The sequence below is a fragment of the Streptomyces sp. 8P21H-1 genome (genome assembly GCF_013302945.1).
The window spans coordinates 1-3,245 of sequence record NZ_JABTYA010000084.1; the positions used below are offsets into that span (position 1 = coordinate 1).

Here is a 3,245-nt window from a genome sequence, read left to right on the forward strand (position 1 = left end):
CTCGCCGCGCCCGGAGACCAGCAGCGGCACGGGGGCGCCGGTCAGGAGCGGCTCCCCGGAAACGGCCTTGTCCACCGGACCGGTGGCGGCCGGGGCCTCCTCCAGGATCACGTGGGCGTTGGTGCCGCTGATGCCGAAGCCGGACACGGCGGCCCGGCGCGGCCGTCCCGTCCGCGGCCACGCCCGCTCCTCGGTCAGCAGCTCCACGGCCCCCGCCGACCAGTCCACCTGCGGTGTCGGCGCGTCCACGTGCAGGGTGCGCGGCAGGACGCCGTGCCGCATCGCCATCACCATCTTGATGACTCCGGCCGCTCCGGCGGCCGCCTGCGTGTGCCCGATGTTCGACTTGACCGACCCCAGCCACAGCGGCAGTTCGCGGTCCCGGCCGTAGGTGGCCAGCAGCGCCTGCGCCTCGATGGGGTCGCCCAGCGCCGTACCGGTGCCGTGCGCCTCCACCACGTCCACCTCGGCGGCGGTCAGCCGGGCGTTGTTCAGCGCCCGCCGGATGACGCGCCGCTGCGAAGGGCCGTTCGGCGCCGTCAGTCCGTTCGACGCGCCGTCCTGGTTGACCGCCGAGCCGCGTACCACCGCGAGTACCGGATGGCCCGCCTCGACCGCGTCGGACAGCCGCTCCAGGAGCAGCACCCCGGCGCCCTCGGCGAACCCGGTGCCGTCCGCCGCCGCCGCGAACGCCTTGCACCGGCCGTCGGGGGCGAGCCCGCGCTGCCGCGAGAAACCGACGAACGCGTCGGATTCCGCCATCACCGTGACCCCGCCGGCCAGCGCCAGCGAACAGTCCCCCGCCCGCAGCGCCTGCGCCGCCAGGTGCAGGGTGACCAGCGACGACGAGCACGCCGTGTCCACGGTCACCGCCGGCCCCTCGAAGCCCAGCACGTACGACACCCGGCCCGACAGCACACTGCCCGCCCCGCCCGTGAGGAGGAAGCCCGCGAGTTCGTCGGGGACCTCGGGCAGCCCGGCGCCGTAGTCGTGGAAGGCGATGCCGGAGTACACGCCGACGTCCTTGCCGCGCAGACTCGTCGGATCGATGCCGGCCCGCTCCAGCACCTCCCAGGACAGCTCCAGCATGATCCGCTGCTGCGGGTCCATCGCCACGGCCTCGCGCGGCGAGATGCCGAAGAAACCCGCGTCGAACATCCCGGCGTCGTGCAGGAAGCCGCCCTCACTGGCGTAGCTGGTGCCCGGGTGGTCGGGGTCGGGGTGGAACAGGTTGTCCAGGTCCCAGCCGCGGTCGGCCGGGAACCCGGTGATGCCGTCGCCCCCGCCGGACACCAGCTCCCACAGCTCCTCGGGCGAGGACACCCCGCCCGGCAGGCGGCAGGCCATGCCGACGACGGCGACGGGCGCGGTGGTGGCCGCGACCGCCTTGTCGTACTCGTGCTTCAGCCGGGCGTTGTCCCTCAGCGAGGCGCGCAGCGCTTCGACGATCTGTTCAGTCTGGCCGCTGCTCATGGCTGCTCCCACCGTGTCGAATGCGCGATCACAACCGGTTCCCGTCCAGTGCTCGTTGGACGAGTCCGGCGACATCCATTGCGTTGATCAGGTCGAGTTCCTCGGCGGCGGCCGTGGCGGACGGCGACTGCCCGCCGCCGTCCGGTCCGTCCGGTCCGTCCGCGCCGGCCGACCGGGCGAGCTGCCGCAGCGCGTCCAGCAGCCCGGCCTCCCGGAACCGGCTGAACGGAACCGAGGCCAGCGTCCGGCGGAGCTCCTCCTCGTCCGCCTCGCTCGGTTCCCCGCCGGCCGCGTCCGCGAGCAGTTCGGTGCGCAGGTGCTCCACCAGCGCGGCGGGCGTGGGGTAGTCGAAGACGAGAGTGGCGGGCAGCTTGGTGCCCAGGGCGGCGCCGAGGGTGTTGCGCAGGTTGACCGCGGCGAGCGAGTCGAAGCCCATCTCCTGGAAGGCGCGCCCCGGCTTCACGGCCTCGGCGCCGCTGTGTCCCAGCGCGAGCGCCGTGTGCTCGCGCACCGCCTTCATCAGCGCGCGTTCCCGCTCGGCGTCGGAGGCCGCGGCGAGCTGCCGCAGGAACTCCGAGGCCGACTCGTCGCCGGAGTCGTCCGCCGCCGCCAGACCGTCGACGATCTCCCGTACGCCCGGCAGGTCGCCGATCAGCGGGCTCGGCCGCAGCGAGGTGAAGGCGGGCACGAACGCCGCCCAGTCGACGTCCACCACGGCCACCCGCGTGTCGTCGCCCCGCACCGCGAGCGTGAGCGCCGCCATGGCCTCCTCGGGTGCCATCGGCAGCACACCACGCCGGCGCAGCTGCTCCCGCGCGGCGGCGTCGGACGCCACACCGAACCCGTCGATCACACCCCAGGCCACCGAGGTGGCCGTCAGCCCCCGCGCCCGCCGCCGCTCGATCAGCGCGTCGAGCTGGGCGTTGGCGGCACCGATGAGCCCCTGCCCACCGCCGCCCCACACACTGGCGACGGAGGAGAAGACGACGAACAGGTCCAGGTCCCGTCCGCTCAGCAGCGCGTCCAGGTGCCACAGCCCGTCGACCTTGGCCGCCAGCGTCTCCGCCAGCTCCCCGGCGGTGGTGTCGTCCACCTGGGCGACGCGCGCGAGGTCGGCGGTGTGCACGACGCCGGAGAGTCCGGGCGCGGCGGCGGGCCCGGAGAGCAGCCGCGCGAGCGCCTCCCGGTCGCCGAGGTCGACCTGACGAACGGTGATCTTCGTACCGTGCGCGCTCAGCTCGTCGCACACCTCCCGCACCCGTGGCGCCTCCGGGTCCGACGCGACGGTCAGCACCAGGTGCTCGGCACCGGCCTCGGCGAGCCACCGCGCGGCATGCCGGCCGAGCCCTTCGGTGCCGCCGGTGACCAGCACGGTGCCACGTGGCCGCCACTCCGGTCCCGCCGTCGCACCCGGGAGCAGCGGACGGCCACTCATCCTGCGCACCAGCGCGCCCGTGGGCCGGACCGCGAACTGGTCCTCACCGCCCGGGGCGGCCAGCACGCCGAGCAGGGTGCGGGCGGCCCGCTCGTCGAACACCTCGGGCAGGTCGACCAACCCGCCCCAGCGGTCCGGCTGTTCCAGCGCCACGGCGAGTCCGAGCCCCCACACGGCCGCCTGCTCGGGAGCGTCGATGCCGTCCGTGCCACCGACGGCGACCGCGCCCCGGGTGGCGCAGTACAACCGGTGCCCCGAGCCCAGGTCGCCGAGCGCCTGCACCAGCGCCAGGGTCGCCGTGACGCCCTCGGTGAGCGTGGCACCGCCCGGCCGCGGC

Annotated in this window: 2 protein-coding genes; both read right to left on the bottom strand. The window is 74.9% G+C overall.

Annotated elements, in window-relative coordinates:
- Nucleotides 1-1,473: type I polyketide synthase (locus HO151_RS01765; RefSeq protein ID WP_173894373.1), on the bottom strand; the 1,473-nt coding region annotated here is incomplete at its 3' end.
- A 28-nt stretch (nucleotides 1,474-1,501) separates the two neighbouring features.
- Nucleotides 1,502-3,245 (bottom strand): beta-ketoacyl reductase (locus HO151_RS01770; protein WP_173894374.1); only part of this gene is annotated, 1,744 nt, incomplete at its 5' end.